The sequence below is a fragment of the Acinetobacter sp. KAM396 genome (assembly GCF_021602765.1).
Lineage (GTDB): Bacteria > Pseudomonadota > Gammaproteobacteria > Pseudomonadales > Moraxellaceae > Acinetobacter > Acinetobacter towneri_A.
Map to the genome: position 1 here is coordinate 33,731 of NZ_BPPH01000004.1, position 16,033 is coordinate 49,763.

Here is a 16,033-nt window from a genome sequence, read left to right on the forward strand (position 1 = left end):
AACTAAATAGACTGCATGATTTTATTTTTATTCTGTTGAATATTTACTATGAAATTGGGAGATTATGCCTTTCTGATTCAAACTATTTGTGTATGATACAGACTATGAATAATAGGGATCATGGACTTTTACTTATGTCAGTACGCAATGATTGGACTCGAGAAGAAATTCAGCAGTTATACGAACAGCCTTTTCTGGATTTAGTCTTTGAAGCACAGCGTGTGCATCGCCAACATTTTGCTGCCAATACTGTACAAGTCAGTACCTTATTGTCGATTAAAACAGGTAAATGCCCTGAGGACTGCAAATATTGCTCGCAGTCTGCACATTATGATTCACAGCTTGAAGCTGAAAAACGCATTGCGGTTGATAAAGTCATTCAAGAGGCTAAAGAAGCTTTAGCATCAGGTTCTTCACGTTTTTGTATGGGCGCTGCATGGCGTAATCCGCATGAACGCGATATGCCGTATGTTTTAGAAATGGTGCGTGAAGTCAAAGCACTCGGCTTAGAAACTTGCATGACTTTGGGGATGTTAAACCAATCTCAGGCAGAACGTTTAAAAGATGCGGGCTTAGATTATTACAACCACAACCTAGACACCTCTCGTGAATATTATCCTAATGTCATCAGTACCCGCAGCTTCGATGACCGCCTAAATACGTTGGATATTGTCCGTCAAACAGGTATGAAAGTGTGCAGTGGCGGTATTGTTGGTTTAGGTGAAGACACTCAAGACCGTATTGGTTTATTGCATGAATTGGCAACTTTGCCGTTGCACCCTGAATCTGTGCCAATCAATATGTTGGTTCCAATTGAAGGCACACCACTGGCTAAAGTCGAAAAACTCGATGTCATTGAATGGATTCGTACTATTGCAGTGGCGCGTATTATTATGCCAAACAGTTATATTCGTTTATCTGCAGGACGTGAATCGTTGTCTGACTCAGATCAGGCACTGGCATTTATGGCAGGTGCGAACTCATTATTCTCAGGTGAAAAACTGTTGACCACACCAAACGCAGGCGAAGGCAAAGACAAACAATTGTTCCAAAAACTAGGTTTAGTTCCTGAACGTGCCAAGCCAACGGTTTCGGAATTGTCGGTAGATGCGATGGCAATGGCTTAAAGTTCTTGGCTTCCATCCAAATATAAAAGTCCCGTAAAGGGACTTTGTTTTTTGTGTCACATTTAATCTTTATCCAGCAAAATAAGTCTGTTCGGCAATGCTTTTAAGAAGTGATTAAAATTCCGTAACTGGCATTCAAATACTGCCCTGCTTTAATGATATCTATCCCGTTGGCATGTTCTACCGTCAGTTGTTGCTGAATCGCATCATAATAAAACCGATCGTAACAATCCTGATGATGCAGCAACCAAGTCAAAGTATCTGTCAGATTGTCATCTACAATATACGTTTTTTCTTGAAAGTTTTTAGTCATAGATACGGTCGGTGCAATATTTCTGATTACGAGATTTTAAGCGGAATACTTAGTCGGATAAAGTATGCAGAAGATAGAAAATTTAATCACGCTTGCATAAACCAAACCGCACAGGATAAAAAGTATCTCTAGCAAAGCTGCGGGAATGATAAATCTAGTTTTAAGATGAATAAATGCAGGCAAGATTAAACAAAATATTCAAGCTGTTAGCCTAAAATAAAAAAGTGAGCCATAGAGACTCACTGGGTGTTAATACAGATTCAATACTTAACATTATTGTGTCTTAGAATCCCCACACTTGCGACACTCTAAATGCGCCCCGATTTCTTCCATTGCGTCATATTCATAAATATGGATACAGAAAATTTTCTTTAACAGTTTGATCATAAATGACATTCCTTTTGAAATTTATACATCACGTTTGTGATCTCATCCTGAGATACAAATGCCATCAAGGCTGATAGATATAAATTACTATTATCATAATTTAAAAAAATTGCAAATCTAATTTAGAAACTTTCCGACAAATGACAAATTCATCTACATGTTGGCTAAAATTGAGTGCATAAATACATGCAAATTCAATCACTTAATTTATATAAATTTTTAACGCGCTTGAAACAAGAAAAAAATGTTTAAAAGCTAATGTATTAAAAACCAAAGAATCGCAATAGCCAATAACATCATGCTTTCTGTTATTTCAATACTCGCGCCAACGGTATCGCCTGTAATTCCACCTAAACGCTGCATAAATTTATATCGCAAATACAAGGTGCTGAGAATAAAAGTCAGAACGGCCACCAAGCCCATCCATCCCCAAAACACAGTAGCAAACAAGGTCAATGCAATCACAATTTTTGTGCCTATTTTGGGTAAATTCGCCTGAATAGAAGTACCCAAACCGTTGGCACGCAAATAAGGCGTGCTTAAAAATAAAACCAAAGCACTTAATCGTCCTAATACAGGTACAAACAGCAAAAACGCTAAATACTGTTGCTCAAGCAATACATACAGTGCAGACCATTTTAATAAGCAGCAGATCAGCAAACTCAACACCCCAATCGGGCCGCTGCTTGGATCTTTCATGATGTCTAAGCTACGTTCAGGATCGCCAAAACCGCCGACCCATGCATCGGCAGTATCCGCCAGTCCATCTAAATGTAAACCGCCTGTTAGCCAAATCCAGAGCACTAAAATTAAGCTGCTACTGAGCACCAAAGGCAGAAATTGCAATAAATGCGCCATTCCCCAAAGCAAAGCCCCGATTAATAAGCCAACAAGCGGATAAAACAACAATGATTGTGCGTTTTGCGCTGCAGTTGGCATCTGTTTTAAAGAAACAGGGAAAGTACTCAGGAATTGCAAAGCGATCCAAAAAGGTGTCATGTTTGTCCCTGCATAGCAATCGTGCCATTGGGATGTAATTGGAATGAACTCAATTGCCCCAACGCTGCAGACATTTTTAAAATATCATCTAAGGGGTGTTTCTGCGCCAATACTTTGAGCAGTTTAATTACCCCGCCATGCGTGACCAATAGCACACGTTTAGGTTGTTGCTCAAGTTGTTGTAAATATTGGTTTAGATCGGACAAACCTTGCAAAACACGCTGCTGAAAATTGAGTAAAGATTCTGCTTGTGGTGGAGCAAACTGGGTCGGTGTGATCCAAAATTTAGCTAAATCTTCAGGGTATTGTTCATATAAAGCTTGGGTGGAAATTGCTTCCCATTCACCAAAATGCATTTCCTGAAATTGTGCATCAATATACAGTGGTAATTGTTGTGCTTGAGCAACGAACTGGGCAACTTGTAAGCAGCGCTGTAAAGGTGAACTCGCCACCATATCCCATCGTTGCCCTGTAGATATTGCCGTGTCTAAAGTCCGCTGCATGTCTTGCCAACCTTCTAAAGTCAAAGCATCATCGGTTGAACCACGCAAAGTATGTCCCAACTCAGTTTCGCCATGTCTTAACAAATCCAACATGATCATGAAGATACTTTCTCACCTATAACCGCGGCTTCAGCAAAAGTCGCCATTTGATTATGCAAGGCGCAGGCCAGTTGAATGATGCCCAATGCAGCTCCCGCGCCACTCCCCTCACCTAAACGTAAATTTAGATGCAGCAAGGCTTGTGCATCTAAGGCTTCTAATAAGCGACGATGTCCAAATTCAGCCGATTGGTGCCCAAATAACATCCATTCACGGACTTGAGGATTTAAACGCACGGCAACTAATGCAGCAGCACTGCTGATAAAACCATCGACCACCATCGGCAAGCCCAACTGTGCACAGCGAATATACGCACCTACCATTGCAGCGATTTCCAATCCACCCACTGCACATAAAGCTTTAAAAGCATCATGTTGTACATAATTTTGATGCAGAGCTAAAGCAGCATCAATCACCTGTTTTTTATGTTGCAATTGCGCAGTGTCAATTCCTGTGCCTACTCCAGTCAAGGCTTCAGCAGGTTCTTGTAATAAAAAGCAAGATAAAGCTGATGCCGAACAAGTATTTCCGATGCCCATTTCACCTGCGACATAAATCGAGGCCTGCTGTGCAATGGCATCTTCCACACTTTGGCGTCCAAGCGCCATCGCATCTGCACACTCTTGTTCAGTCATGGCACAGGCTTTGGCAAAATTCGCTGTGCCTGCACGAATACAATGCCGTTCGACTCCTGCATATTCGTAGGCATCCCCAACCGTACCGCAATCCACCACTTGTAAATGCGCCTGATATTGTCGGGCGATGACGCTGATACATGCCCCACCCGTAGCAAAATTTTGTAGCATCTGCCTAGTCACCGCTTGTGGATAGGCAGAAATATTTTCCTCCATCACGCCATGATCGCCCGCGAAAATACATATCCACGGACGTTTAATGTGTGGCTGCGTTGTGCCTTGCAAAGCTGCCAATTGAATCGCAATATTTTCCAATATTGCCAGTGAACCTGTGGGTTTGGTCAATTGAAGTTGACGTGCAATTGCCTGCTGTTTCATGTGTTCGTTCGGCTTTTGACACGCTGCAAACCACCAAGTCATTAATTCTCTCCTTTTAAAAGCATTGGAAAACCTGCGACACAGAACTGCACTTTGTCTGCAATTTGTCCCAATTGCTGATGTAATCGCCCTGTTTCATCGACAAATTTTCGGGTTATTTCGCCCATCGGTACAACGCCCAAACCTGTTTCATTGCTCACTAAAATAATATCGGCTTGCAACTGAGGTAAAACTTCGAGCAATGCTGAAATTTGTTGTTCGGCAAAGCTTTCTGCAGATTGCATCAACAAATTACTCATCCACAAGGTCAGACAATCTACTAAAATCACAGCATTCGGATGATCCAGCATCTTTAACTGCTCCGCCAAATACAAAGGCTCTTCGCACAATTGCCAAGTCTGCGGACGCTGTTGTTGATGATGCTGAATCCGCGCCTGCATTTCTACATCGCCCGCTTGCGCGGTTGCTACATAAATGACGGATTTACCAAGTTGCTGCGCAATTTGTTCAGCCAAACGGCTTTTACCCGAACGTGCACCACCCAAAATAAGTTGAATCACATGTGCTCCAAAGGAAATTGATGTGTGCTAAATAACTGACCTTGTAAAGTGTGAGCTTGATAATAACCAAAATTTAATTGATGGATATCTAAATTGAAATAGTGCACAGGGAGATTTTGAATACGCTGCAAAATCAGATTAGTTGGACACGATGTTTGATATAAGCCCAAAGTAATATGTGGATGATACTGCAAGGCTGCGATTTCAGCCCCGCCTGCGCTAAGTGCCTGTCGTATGTGCGCCAGTTGCTGTGATTGATCTTGTACATCTACAAATAAAGCACTGTCAAAACTATTAATGCCGCCAACTTTCAGTTGAAAAGGCTTGAGTCGCAACTGCCGTAAGGCCTGAACTTGTTGTTGAAACTGTGATTCGAGAAAGTCATCTTCCCAATATTTTTTTGCTGCATAAAATCCACAAATATAGAAAGTGATATGAAACTGACGTGTGTTTGGGCGAAATAACACGTCTGAAAATTGCTGTTTTAATTGTTGTAAATAGCGTTCTAAAGCTAGATTTTGAACAGTCAAATACCAAAGTGCATAACGCTCACGCCCACGATGCCATTCAGGATAATCGTGCTGCTGTGTTGGAATAACGTACTGATTGGCTTGAATAAACACGGAATAATTCAATGAATTTAAACGGCTTATGGTAAATCATTCAAAACTGAATAGACATGAAAATCATGCAATTTTGGTGAATATTTTTTCAGTTTAGTATTTTTAGCCATCTACGTTGTTTAAATAATTTTAGTTTTAATGAGATGAATAAAATTCAGAAGATAGCTGAAACAGGTCTGCAATGTTATGCTGAGATGTGGATGATATTTATCCATCTATATAAGACCCGAATCAATATGAAGTTTTACCTCATCAGAATTGGCTCAACTGGAGTTTATGATGCAACAAGAATTGATCTGTTATAAGCAACTTCCAATTTGGAATTATGACTCGATTCCACAAGGGTTCAAAAAACAACACAATACCCAAGTCGGCACCTGGGCAAAGTTGACTATTTTAAAAGGCGAATTGCATTTTTCGATGCTGCAAGAATCTGGCGAAGTACAATCTGAGCATATTTTTTCTGTGGAAAATCAACCACCTTTTATTGAACCACAAGTGTGGCATAAAATTGTATCTGCCAGTGATGATATTGAATGTCAGCTCAGTTTTTATTGTTGGCCTCAAGATTATTTTGTTAAAAAATACAAATTAAGCCCAACACATTCTGAAATTTTAGAGGCGCTTCAGCAGTTAAACGCGGGTAAAGCTTTGGATGTTGGCTGTGGTACAGGCCGAAATGCGCTGTATTTGAGCCAAAATGGTTTTCAAGTGGATGCTTGGGATGTGAACCCAACGAGTATCCAAAAATTAAATGAAATTATTGCTGCAGAACAGATTTCATCTATTCAAACTGCTGTTCGGGATTTCAATCAGGATGCCACTATTACTGGTGAATATGACTTCATCAACTGTATAGTAGTAATGATGTTTTTGGCGCCTGAAACTATCCCTCCCCTTATTCAACATATGCAGCAAGCGACCAAACCTCAAGGCTTTAACTTAATTGTTTGCGCGATGAATACTGAAGATTACCCTGTGCAACGGGACTTCCCTTTTAGTTTTAAAGCGGGTGAGTTAAGTGCTTATTATGCTGATTGGGATATTGTGAAATACAATGAAAATGTCGGTGAATTGCACCGTACGGATGCAGATGCCCACGAATAATTCCTTGTAGCGTGGCTTTGGAACAATCAGGAACAATTTCTGTATAAACATTTCCATCTCCTTTGAGCAGACCGAATACAATCGTTTTACTTGAAGCACCTCGACCTCGTTTACCTCGAACACGACGAGCATCGAAGTAGGATTCATCCAGTTCAACGATGCCATTGAAGGGAGATATTTTTTCACACTGGACAGCGATCTTTTTATGCAATTTGATGTAAATAGTATGGATAGATCGCACAGAAATATTAGTGAGTTTAGCAGTATCAGATGCAGTAAAATCCATGGCAAAAAAGCGAATAATTTGCCTGAATTTTGCTTCTGCGATTCTAGAACGGGAATAGCATCTATTTTTGCTTTCATATAAGGAAGTTACCATAATTTTAAATATGCTTAACTTCCTAAGCCCCTATCAATATATGCCAGAGTGATATTTAATACATGGTGATAAAGAAAGAGTAATAGACTGAGTGCTCGTTTGTGGGTTGATTTGCTCACGCCGTTATTATTCACTAAATATGACAGATCACTTTTAATATGTGTTTCGTTTAAAATACTTGGGTGTTGTTTGTTATGATAAAGGATGTAGCGTTTAATCCATTGGATATAGGCTCGTTCTGTTGATAGGCTTCAATATCTGTATCGTCCTGTATAAGCGACTTTTTCTAATAGTTTTGGTGGTTGCTTATGCGTTTAATTTTGGATTATCACAACTTGACAAGTATGTTTTTAATCTTTAAGGTATTTGAAATATAACGAGAAAAAAATAGGATGTCAAAATAGTTATGTTGCAAATTCATTTTGGTTATGCGGCAAATTTGCCGTATAACTGTAGTTAGACATCATGAGGGTAGCGGTGACCATCGAAATTTCGAACCAACTATCAGAGGTGCTAAGCGTCATTGAGCGCCATCTGGAATCAACGTTGCTGGCCGTGCATTTGTACGGCTCCGCAGTGGATGGCGGCCTGAAGCCATACAGCGATATTGATTTGTTGGTTACTGTGGCCGTAAAGCTTGATGAAACGACGCGGCGAGCATTGCTCAATGACCTTATGGAGGCTTCGGCTTTCCCTGGCGAGAGCGAGACGCTCCGCGCTATAGAAGTCACCCTTGTCGTGCATGACGACATCATCCCGTGGCGTTATCCGGCTAAGCGCGAGCTGCAATTTGGAGAATGGCAGCGCAATGACATTCTTGCGGGTATCTTCGAGCCAGCCATGATCGACATTGATCTAGCTATCCTGCTTACAAAAGCAAGAGAACATAGCGTTGCCTTGGTAGGTCCGGCAGCGGAGGAATTCTTTGACCCGGTTCCTGAACAGGATCTATTCGAGGCGCTGAGGGAAACCTTGAAGCTATGGAACTCGCAGCCCGACTGGGCCGGCGATGAGCGAAATGTAGTGCTTACGTTGTCCCGCATTTGGTACAGCGCAATAACCGGCAAAATCGCGCCGAAGGATGTCGCTGCCGACTGGGCAATAAAACGCCTACCTGCCCAGTATCAGCCCGTCTTACTTGAAGCTAAGCAAGCTTATCTGGGACAAAAAGAAGATCACTTGGCCTCACGCGCAGATCACTTGGAAGAATTTATTCGCTTTGTGAAAGGCGAGATCATCAAGTCAGTTGGTAAATGATGTCTAACAATTCGTTCAAGCCGACCGCGCTACGCGCGGCGGCTTAACTCCGGCGTTAGCTTTAAAAGCAACATTGGAGTATTAAATGAGAAAATTCATAATTCTGACCATTTTTGGTGCAGCTATCGCAGCAACCTCTGGTTGCGCATTACAAAAAGCCAAAGGTTGGGATCAGTATGGTAAATACATGGCTGCCTATGACGTCTTGAGTGCTGACTGTCTCGCAATAAACGAAAATGACAGGGATTACATTAATTATCGAATTGCTGCTTCAAAACTCTTAACTGTGATGGAGCTTGATTCTGATCTTTACAACAATACATACAAAACCATCTATACGAAATCACGCTCGAACACTCGCGAAGAGAACATGGAGTGGTGTGAAAAATTACGCCCGACCATAGTCATTGAGACTGAGGGTATGGAGGGCGACTACCAGCTTGGCTTGAAGGTGGTTGAAATTTCTAGAAGAGAAAGAGCTGAGACTTGGGCGAGAGCTTTAGAGGCAACCGCTGCAATAGCCACGGCAGTTGGTGAAGGAATGCAGGCGGCAAATCAACAAGCGGCGGCTCAGTACCGGTACATCCCTATGCCATTGAACCAGCCTTCTTTTAATAACAACCAAAAATCAGGAACTCCAATTTATAATTCTAGCGAATGCATAGGGGCGGTGGTTAGCGGTCGCTGTGCTGGCACTATTAACCCAAGCCCAAGTAATGTACTCCGAAAAAAGTGTTACGGGACAATGATAAATGGTGAGTGCAAGGGAGTTGTGGGTTATTAAGCTAACAAAGCCATCAAATTCGCTCCCTTCGGTCGCCACGCTCGCAAGCTCGCGCCGTTTATGGCGGCGTTAGTATGCAACATGAAAAGTTAGCTTTATTGATAGAGATTCGACACCTCTAATCAAAATCGGTAATTTCTTCTTTTTCAAGCTCTGTGCCAAATTAAGTCGGAACTAACATATTTGCCTCGTTTCACTGGTGCTGCATATGAAGAAGCATCACTCATGCGACCACGCATATAAGGATCGAGTGACAAGTAAATGGTTTTTAACAATATCTCGCCTTGTTTAAGTTCATTGAGCTCAACTTGCTCAATACGAAAATCGCTGTGTTTTGGCTCACCCACTGGCCGTTTAGCTAAAACGATGCGTTGATTAATAACTGTTTTCACACATATAACTCCATGTTTTATTTAGAAGTATTTCTCTTCACAATCAAAAATTAAGATTAAAATTTCTTTACATCCATTGTAGATGAGTTATAATAAAAAACAATACGACTGGTCTATTTTTACAATAGAGTAAATAATTAATATGAAGCCTACTCCTATTAAAAAGTCTGAAGCGAAGCGCTTACACATTCTTAACACCAGTTCAGACCTGATTTTGCATAAAGGTTTTACCGGTGTAGGATTACAGGAAATTTTACAGAGCTGTGAGATCCCTAAAGGCTCGTTTTATCATTATTTCCAATCTAAGGAAGCTTTCGGATGTGAATTGGTACAGCATTATGTAGATAATTACCAAGTCCGTTTAAATGATGTATGGCGTAGTGATAAATCGCCTTATCAAAAGCTGATTGAGTATTTTAATTTATGGATAGAAGATCCTGAAACACAGTGTGGTTGGGCGGATAGCTGTTTAATTGTGAAACTTGCCGCAGAAGTTGCCGATCTATCCGAAGATATGCGCTCTATTATGTCCGCTGGCGTCGATGATGTAATCCAACGTATTGCTGGTTTAATTGATTTGGGTAAACAGGATCAATCTATCCAAGCAGATACTGAGGCCTCGACGTTAGCACAAGTACTTTACCAAATGTGGTTAGGTGCAGCATTACTGAGTAAGTTGCAAAAAGATAAAACACCATTACATCAAGCGCTGAGAGCAACTAAATTTCTATTAAAAAGTGAAGATTCATAAAAATTAAAGGAAGGAAAGCTATTCACTCAGGCCCCTCACCATTAAGTGAGGGTTATTTTGCTTATTGCGCCAGTTACTCAGAGTCAGAAGTTTTATTCACTACTAAGCACCACAACAGGCACTAGCTACTCTTTATTTCAACAATTGAAGTAATGCTGTAGCGGTTGCAGCAGAAGATGCTGGATTTTGTCCAGTAACCAGCAAGCCATCTACTTGAACATATGCTTGCCAATCATCTACTTTAGAATAATGACCACCGTTTTCTTTAAGCATGTCTTCGACTAAAAATGGTACAATTTCAGTCAAACCTACTGCTTCTTCTTCAGTGTTGGTAAAACCTGTCACGGATTTACCGCTAACTAAAGGCGCTCCATTACTCGCTTTCACATGACGAAGAACACCTGGGGCATGACACACTGCTGCAACAGGTTTGCCAGACTGAATCGCCTGTTCAATCAGAGAAATTGAAATCGGATCTTCTGCCAAATCCCACAATGGACCATGCCCGCCTGGATAAAACACTGCATCATAATCAGCGACAGAGATTTCGCTAAGTTTATGCGTCTGTGCCAATGCTTGCATTGCAGTTGGATCTGCTTCAAAACGATGCGTGGTTTCAGTTTGTGCTTCTGCTAAATTACTTTTCGGATCTAGTGGTGGCTGCCCACCTTGAGGCGACGCCAGCGTAACTTCAGCACCAGAGTCAATAAAGGTGTAATACGGTGCAGCAAGTTCTTCTAGCCAGAAACCTGTTTTCTTACCAGTATTGCCCAGTTGATCATGTGAGGTTAAAACGATTAAAATTTTCATGTTATTTCTCCGATAATTTTCAGGATTGAGGAGCATTGTTGCATGATCACTTGTCGTGTGGCGTGACCATGACAGATAAGCTTATTTAGATGCTCGTCTCGAGAATTTGGCGACTGATCTCTAATGAAACATTTTTATGTTCGCCTAGCTGTGTCAGATTGTGTGATTTAAGTTGCGTAATGATGATCTCAATATCTGTCTCCCCCAGTCCATAATCGCTAAGACGAGTCGGCAATCCAAGTTGCTCAAAGAAGGCTCGAGTACGAGCAATAGCAGTATCAATACGTTGTTCTTCATCACCTTCGACAATCTGCCAGACACGAGCCGCATATTGTAGTAATTTTTCTCGCTTCTCTTGACGACGCACTTGTAGATTGGCCGGCAACACAATGGCCAAGGTACGAGCATGATCAATACCATGTAAAGCCGTGAGCTCATGCCCAATCAAATGGGTTGACCAATCTTGTGGTACACCAGCTCCAATTAGCCCATTCAGTGCCATGCTAGCAGCCCACATCAAATTCGCACGCGTGTCATAATCTGCTGAATCGTCCAAGATTTTCGGTCCAATCTCAATCAGAGTTTGCAATAGACCTTCGGCAAAACGATCTTGTACTTGTGCATTGACAGGGTAAGTTAAGTACTGTTCCATGACATGAACAAATGCATCGACTACGCCATTTGCTAATTGGCGCGTCGGCAAGCTAAAGGTTTTATTCGGATCGAGTACGGAAAATTGCGGAAAAACATAGGGACTGCTAAATGACAATTTGGCTTGGGTCGATTTTCTGGTTACTACACCACCGCTATTCATTTCTGAACCAGTTGCCGGAAGGGTGAGTACACTCGCAAAAGGCAAAGCTTGGGTAATTTTATTACCATGGGTTTCTAGAATCTCCCATGTATCCCCTGTATAATTGACTGCTGCTGCAATAAATTTAGTACCGTCAATTACCGATCCACCACCGACAGCCATCAAGAAATCAATCTTTTGTTCACGAATCAGCTCTAAAGCTTTCATGAGGGTTTCATAACTCGGATTCGGCTCAATTCCGCCAAATTCATGAATTTCTCTTGCACCTAATGCTTCACGCACTTCAGCTAAAGTACCATTCTTACGTGCACTTTCACCACCAAACAACATTAATACTTTTGCTTCTGTAGGCACATAGTCATTGATTTTAGCTATTGTATCGCCACCAAAAATAATGCGGGTCGGATTATAAAAGTTAAAATTCAGCATATTTTTATCCTAGGATGATCAGTTAATTGATTTGAAAAACCACCGTTATTAATCAAATAAACTTTTAAAAAATCGGACAACACTACGGCTTTTGCCTGCACCATGTGCTAACTATACCTAAAAATAGACCAGTCGTCTATTTTTATAAAAATTGTTTCAGCTTGCAACTTTAGTGATGGTTAAAAAAATTCAGGCTTGTTCTATACCGCTTTTATTATTGATGTATTTTCACGAGCGATTGTTGGATGAAAGGTATCAACACGTATGACTACTGACATGGTCGTGAACGCATTGGATAAAACAGTGAATGGCTTATACAAAACAGAGCTGATTGAATATTTAAAAGCAGATTGGCACGGTTTAACAGATGTACAAATGCGACACTAAATTAGACAGATTGGTTCAATATAAAGCATGTACATAGGTGCATTCGTTTATTTACCCTGTTTTGGATATTGACCCATGTAAATGATAAGATTAAGCCATTAAATAAATTAGCCCAAATTGAATAAAAAGCCTCCGACAAACCTCACAGGGTTGAAGTGCTGCCTTTCATTCGAAATTTCAGGCAGCACTTTCATACATTTAGGCGTCAGAATGAGCTGGTAGTTTACTCGCCAAAACATCTACTTTTTCAATTGACGGTGGCTCTGAAAATAGCTCATCGGCCTGAGCCATCAAAGCAGCTGCAACCTTGCCAGATAAATGTGCTTGGCGACCCGCCTCATCAGGAAATGCATCGAAAATACCAAATGTTGTAGGTCCAAGACGTAAGCCAAACCACGCAACTGTCGCAGGTTCTTCCATTACAATAGGTAAACCGGCTTTAAGGAAAGCTTCCACTTCGTCTTCTTTACCCGGTTTAGCTTCAAGACGGACATATAAAGCTGTTTTAAGCATGACTAAAACTCCACAATTGATTAGAATTCAAACTGATTCTGACATTGCTAATGTATGCATGTCAGAAAGTTTTGTTGTATAAGAGTTAAAAAAATTCCCATAGCTGAGCCAAAATTTAGGTTCTTATTTCGACATAATGCTATGAATTTATTCAAGTTAATATCATTAACATTTGAATCAAAAAATATTGCTCAAGAAGCATTCAAGAACAACATTGCACATCCTCATATCCATGAAAGTTATTTTGCTAGGAATTTGCTGTGAAACTCTATATGTTTCTCTATAAAGCTCGCAATGAAGTAATAGCTATGGTCATAGCCTTCTCTTAGGTTAAGTGTAAGAGGATATTCTTGTTCCAAACAAATATCACTAAGAAGCTTAGGCCTTAACTGTTCTTCAAGAAAATCATCAGCTGTTCCCTGATCGACTAAAAGAGGTAAATGAACTTCAGCGTTTTTGATTAATTCAATCGCATCATAGCTTTTCCATAAAGTTTCGGTTTCACCTAGGTAGTGTGTGAAAGCCTTTTTCCCCCAAGGTACTTGGCTAGGTGCAACAATTGGTGCAAAAGCAGAAATACTTTTATACAGCTCAGGGTTTTTTAAACCAATTACTAATGCACCATGACCACCCATGCTATGCCCCATAATGCTTTGGACTTGGTTGGTCGGAAAATTCAGGTCAATCAGATTTCTGAGCTCTTCCACAATATAATCATACATTTTGAAATGCTGTGACCAGGGTGCTTTTGTTGCATTTACATAGAATCCTGCGCCTTGGCCTAAATCATAATCTGCATGATCTGGTACATCCTCTCCACGTGGGCTGGTATCTGGTGCAACAATAATGACTTTATGTTCAGCCGCATACTTTTGTGCTCCGGCTTTAGTAATAAAGTTCTGTTCGTTGCAAGTCAGTCCTGATAACCAATATAAAACTGGCAACCGCTCATCTTTATCATGAGGTGGCAGATATATTGAGAATTTCATTGAACAGTTTAATGCTATTGACTGATGGCGATACACTTCTTGCGATCCACCAAAAGAAGCATGTTTCTCAATTATTTCCATAATCAATTACCTATGTTGAGCAAGACTTCATGAGAAATCGAGTAAACAAAGAGTCTGACATTCTCCACAGAGAATAGTGATAAAGATTTAAAATGTAGGCAGGTTGATTAAACCTATACACGATGCCTGCACAGTTAGATCTGTTTTACAGATAATGTGCCGTTTTAGAGGATTCCATGCATGTCATTCATGATGCACATGCATGGAATCGTATAAGGTCTGACGGAATTATTCGTAATGAATTACAGTACGAATTGACTTACCTTCATGCATTAGATCAAAGGCTTCATTGATCTGATCCAAGCCCATCGTATGTGTCACAAATGGTTCTAATTGAATTTTACCTTTCATGGCATCTTCAACCATTCCTGGAAGTTGCGTGCGACCTTTTACGCCACCAAAAGCAGAACCTAACCATTTACGACCAGTAACTAGTTGGAATGGACGGGTAGAGATTTCTTGACCTGCGCCAGCTACACCAATAATTACGGATTGTCCCCAGCCACGGTGTGCACTTTCAAGGGCTGCACGCATTACATTCACGTTGCCAATACATTCAAATGAATGATCTACACCCCAGCCAGTCATTTCGACAATGACTTGCTGGATTGGTTTGTCGTAGTCTTTAGGGTTCAAGAAGTCCGTTGCACCAAACTCTTTTGCCAGCGCAAATTTATCTGGATTCATGTCAACCACAATAATACGCCCTGCTTTAGCTTGACGTGCGGCTTGTACGACTGCCAGACCAATACCACCTAAACCAAAGACCGCAACACTATCACCTTCTTGTACTTTAGCCGTGTTGTGTACTGCACCGATACCCGTTGTTACACCACAACCCAGTAAGCAGACATGTTCGTGATTGGCTTCAGGATTGATTTTAGCCAATGATACTTCTGCCACTACCGTGTATTCACTGAACGTTGAGCAGCCCATATAGTGGTAAATCGGTTGACCATTGTAGGAAAAACGAGTTGTGCCATCTGGCATTACGCCTCTACCTTGAGTTTCGCGAACGGAAATACACAAGTTCGATTTTCCAGATTTACAGAATACGCACTCGCCACATTCAGCAGTGTAAAGTGGAATAACATGATCACCTGGTTTGACGCTAGTCACGCCTTCACCCACCTCAACTACAACACCAGCACCTTCATGCCCGAGAATAGCCGGAAAAACACCTTCAGGATCATCCCCAGACAAAGTAAATGCGTCTGTATGACACACACCGGTATGGGAGATCTTGATTAATACTTCACCTTTCTTCGGTGGTGCAACATCAACTTCAACAATTTGAAGAGGTTGACCAGGACCAAACGCAACGGCAGCACGTGACTTCATGGAATAATTCCTTATACAGATCTATTTTAAATATGATTTTAGAATCTTGGCGATTTCAGCCAATTCTTCTTTTCGTTGTTGTTCTGTGGTTTCACCTGATACTAAAGTGTCTTTTAAATGAACCTCTAACATCTCATTCATTAAACCATTAATAGCACCACGCACAGAGCATATTTGTTGCAGAATTGCACCACATTCCACATTGTCTTCTAACGCTTTTTCAATCGCTTGCGTCTGACCTTTGATCTTTCTGACGCGTAGAAGAATCTTTTTTTTGTCTTCAACCTGATTAGGCATCAGACCTCCTTACTTGCTAGCTTTGATACTATAGTACCCCATAGTATAAAAAAAGCAATATTTTTTATAAATCGAAAA

General features: G+C 41.0%; 16 protein-coding genes and 5 pseudogenes. 6 read left to right on the plus strand and 15 right to left on the minus strand.

Annotated features, from left to right (window positions below; all coding sequences use genetic code 11):
* Positions 1-134 precede the first annotated feature (134 nt).
* Positions 135-1,127, plus strand: coding sequence for a biotin synthase BioB (gene bioB / locus L6C30_RS03740; RefSeq protein WP_070155218.1), 993 nt, complete (start codon positions 135-137; stop codon positions 1,125-1,127).
* Positions 1,128-1,230: 103 nt separating this feature from the next.
* Here the strand turns inward: bioB and L6C30_RS03745 are convergent, their stop codons facing one another.
* The 6 genes from L6C30_RS03745 to L6C30_RS03770 form a co-directional block, all read right to left on the minus strand.
* Positions 1,231-1,440, minus strand: coding sequence for a hypothetical protein (locus L6C30_RS03745; protein ID WP_019837386.1), 210 nt, complete (start codon positions 1,438-1,440; stop codon positions 1,231-1,233).
* Between the two features lie 642 nt (positions 1,441-2,082).
* Positions 2,083-2,826, minus strand: coding sequence for an adenosylcobinamide-GDP ribazoletransferase (locus tag L6C30_RS03750; protein ID WP_070155223.1), 744 nt, complete (start codon positions 2,824-2,826; stop codon positions 2,083-2,085).
* Complete coding sequence (locus L6C30_RS03755; protein WP_070155225.1) at positions 2,823-3,428, minus strand: histidine phosphatase family protein; 606 nt, start codon at positions 3,426-3,428, stop codon at positions 2,823-2,825. The genes L6C30_RS03750 and L6C30_RS03755 overlap by 4 nt, the downstream gene beginning before the upstream one ends.
* Positions 3,425-4,483, minus strand: a complete 1,059-nt coding sequence (gene cobT / locus L6C30_RS03760; RefSeq protein ID WP_236162444.1) for a nicotinate-nucleotide--dimethylbenzimidazole phosphoribosyltransferase — start codon at positions 4,481-4,483, stop codon at positions 3,425-3,427. The genes L6C30_RS03755 and cobT overlap by 4 nt, the downstream gene beginning before the upstream one ends.
* On the minus strand, positions 4,483-5,001 hold the full coding sequence (gene cobU / locus L6C30_RS03765; protein WP_236162443.1) for a bifunctional adenosylcobinamide kinase/adenosylcobinamide-phosphate guanylyltransferase: 519 nt from the start codon (positions 4,999-5,001) through the stop codon (positions 4,483-4,485). The genes cobT and cobU overlap by 1 nt, the downstream gene beginning before the upstream one ends.
* Positions 4,998-5,624: a 2'-5' RNA ligase family protein gene (locus L6C30_RS03770; RefSeq protein WP_236162442.1), complete on the minus strand. Its 627-nt coding sequence runs from the start codon at positions 5,622-5,624 to the stop codon at positions 4,998-5,000. The genes cobU and L6C30_RS03770 overlap by 4 nt, the downstream gene beginning before the upstream one ends.
* Positions 5,625-5,903: 279 nt before the next feature.
* Between L6C30_RS03770 and tehB the strand changes: the two genes are divergently transcribed.
* Entirely contained in the window at positions 5,904-6,731 is an 828-nt protein-coding gene (gene tehB, locus L6C30_RS03775; RefSeq protein WP_236162472.1) for an SAM-dependent methyltransferase TehB, read from the plus strand.
* Here tehB and L6C30_RS03780 read toward each other — a convergent pair.
* A pseudogene (locus L6C30_RS03780) lies at positions 6,715-7,110 on the minus strand (transposase); the annotation flags it as partial. The gene tehB and the pseudogene L6C30_RS03780 sit on opposite strands and share 17 nt — an antisense overlap.
* Before the next feature lie 14 nt (positions 7,111-7,124).
* Positions 7,125-7,343: pseudogene (locus L6C30_RS14970) on the minus strand (site-specific integrase); the annotation flags it as partial.
* Positions 7,344-7,575: 232 nt separating this feature from the next.
* Here L6C30_RS14970 and L6C30_RS03785 point away from each other — a divergent pair.
* A pseudogene (locus tag L6C30_RS03785) lies at positions 7,576-8,414 on the plus strand (AadA family aminoglycoside 3''-O-nucleotidyltransferase).
* 38 nt (positions 8,415-8,452) lie between these two features.
* A complete protein-coding gene (locus tag L6C30_RS03790) occupies positions 8,453-9,151 on the plus strand; it encodes a hypothetical protein (RefSeq protein WP_019837857.1) in 699 nt (232 codons plus the stop codon).
* A 182-nt stretch (positions 9,152-9,333) separates the two neighbouring features.
* Here L6C30_RS03790 and L6C30_RS03795 read toward each other — a convergent pair.
* Positions 9,334-9,543: pseudogene (locus tag L6C30_RS03795) on the minus strand (hypothetical protein); the annotation flags it as partial.
* Positions 9,544-9,685: 142 nt separating this feature from the next.
* On the opposite strand from L6C30_RS03795, the gene L6C30_RS03800 reads away from it, so the two are divergent.
* Complete coding sequence (locus L6C30_RS03800; protein ID WP_005160552.1) at positions 9,686-10,294, plus strand: TetR/AcrR family transcriptional regulator; 609 nt, start codon at positions 9,686-9,688, stop codon at positions 10,292-10,294.
* Positions 10,295-10,426: 132 nt separating this feature from the next.
* On the opposite strand, the gene L6C30_RS03805 is transcribed toward L6C30_RS03800, so the two are convergent.
* On the minus strand, positions 10,427-11,104 hold the full coding sequence (locus L6C30_RS03805) for a type 1 glutamine amidotransferase domain-containing protein (protein WP_236162441.1): 678 nt from the start codon (positions 11,102-11,104) through the stop codon (positions 10,427-10,429).
* 85 nt (positions 11,105-11,189) lie between these two features.
* Entirely contained in the window at positions 11,190-12,347 is a 1,158-nt protein-coding gene (locus tag L6C30_RS03810) for an iron-containing alcohol dehydrogenase (RefSeq protein WP_236162440.1), read from the minus strand.
* Between the two features lie 186 nt (positions 12,348-12,533).
* Here L6C30_RS03810 and L6C30_RS14975 point away from each other — a divergent pair.
* Positions 12,534-12,859 (plus strand): annotated as a pseudogene (locus L6C30_RS14975) (IS3 family transposase); the annotation flags it as partial.
* A 73-nt stretch (positions 12,860-12,932) separates the two neighbouring features.
* On the opposite strand, the gene L6C30_RS03820 reads toward L6C30_RS14975, so the two are convergent.
* From L6C30_RS03820 to L6C30_RS03835, 4 genes are all read right to left on the minus strand, one after another.
* Positions 12,933-13,247: a putative quinol monooxygenase gene (locus L6C30_RS03820; protein ID WP_236162439.1), complete on the minus strand. Its 315-nt coding sequence runs from the start codon at positions 13,245-13,247 to the stop codon at positions 12,933-12,935.
* A 239-nt stretch (positions 13,248-13,486) separates the two neighbouring features.
* Positions 13,487-14,317 (minus strand): S-formylglutathione hydrolase, encoded by an 831-nt coding sequence (fghA, locus tag L6C30_RS03825; RefSeq protein ID WP_019837863.1) that lies wholly within the window; start codon positions 14,315-14,317, stop codon positions 13,487-13,489.
* A 228-nt stretch (positions 14,318-14,545) separates the two neighbouring features.
* Complete coding sequence (locus L6C30_RS03830; RefSeq protein ID WP_000842149.1) at positions 14,546-15,658, minus strand: S-(hydroxymethyl)glutathione dehydrogenase/class III alcohol dehydrogenase; 1,113 nt, start codon at positions 15,656-15,658, stop codon at positions 14,546-14,548.
* 21 nt (positions 15,659-15,679) lie between these two features.
* Positions 15,680-15,955, minus strand: coding sequence for a metal/formaldehyde-sensitive transcriptional repressor (locus L6C30_RS03835; RefSeq protein WP_001133624.1), 276 nt, complete (start codon positions 15,953-15,955; stop codon positions 15,680-15,682).
* Between the last annotated feature and the right edge of the window lie 78 nt (positions 15,956-16,033).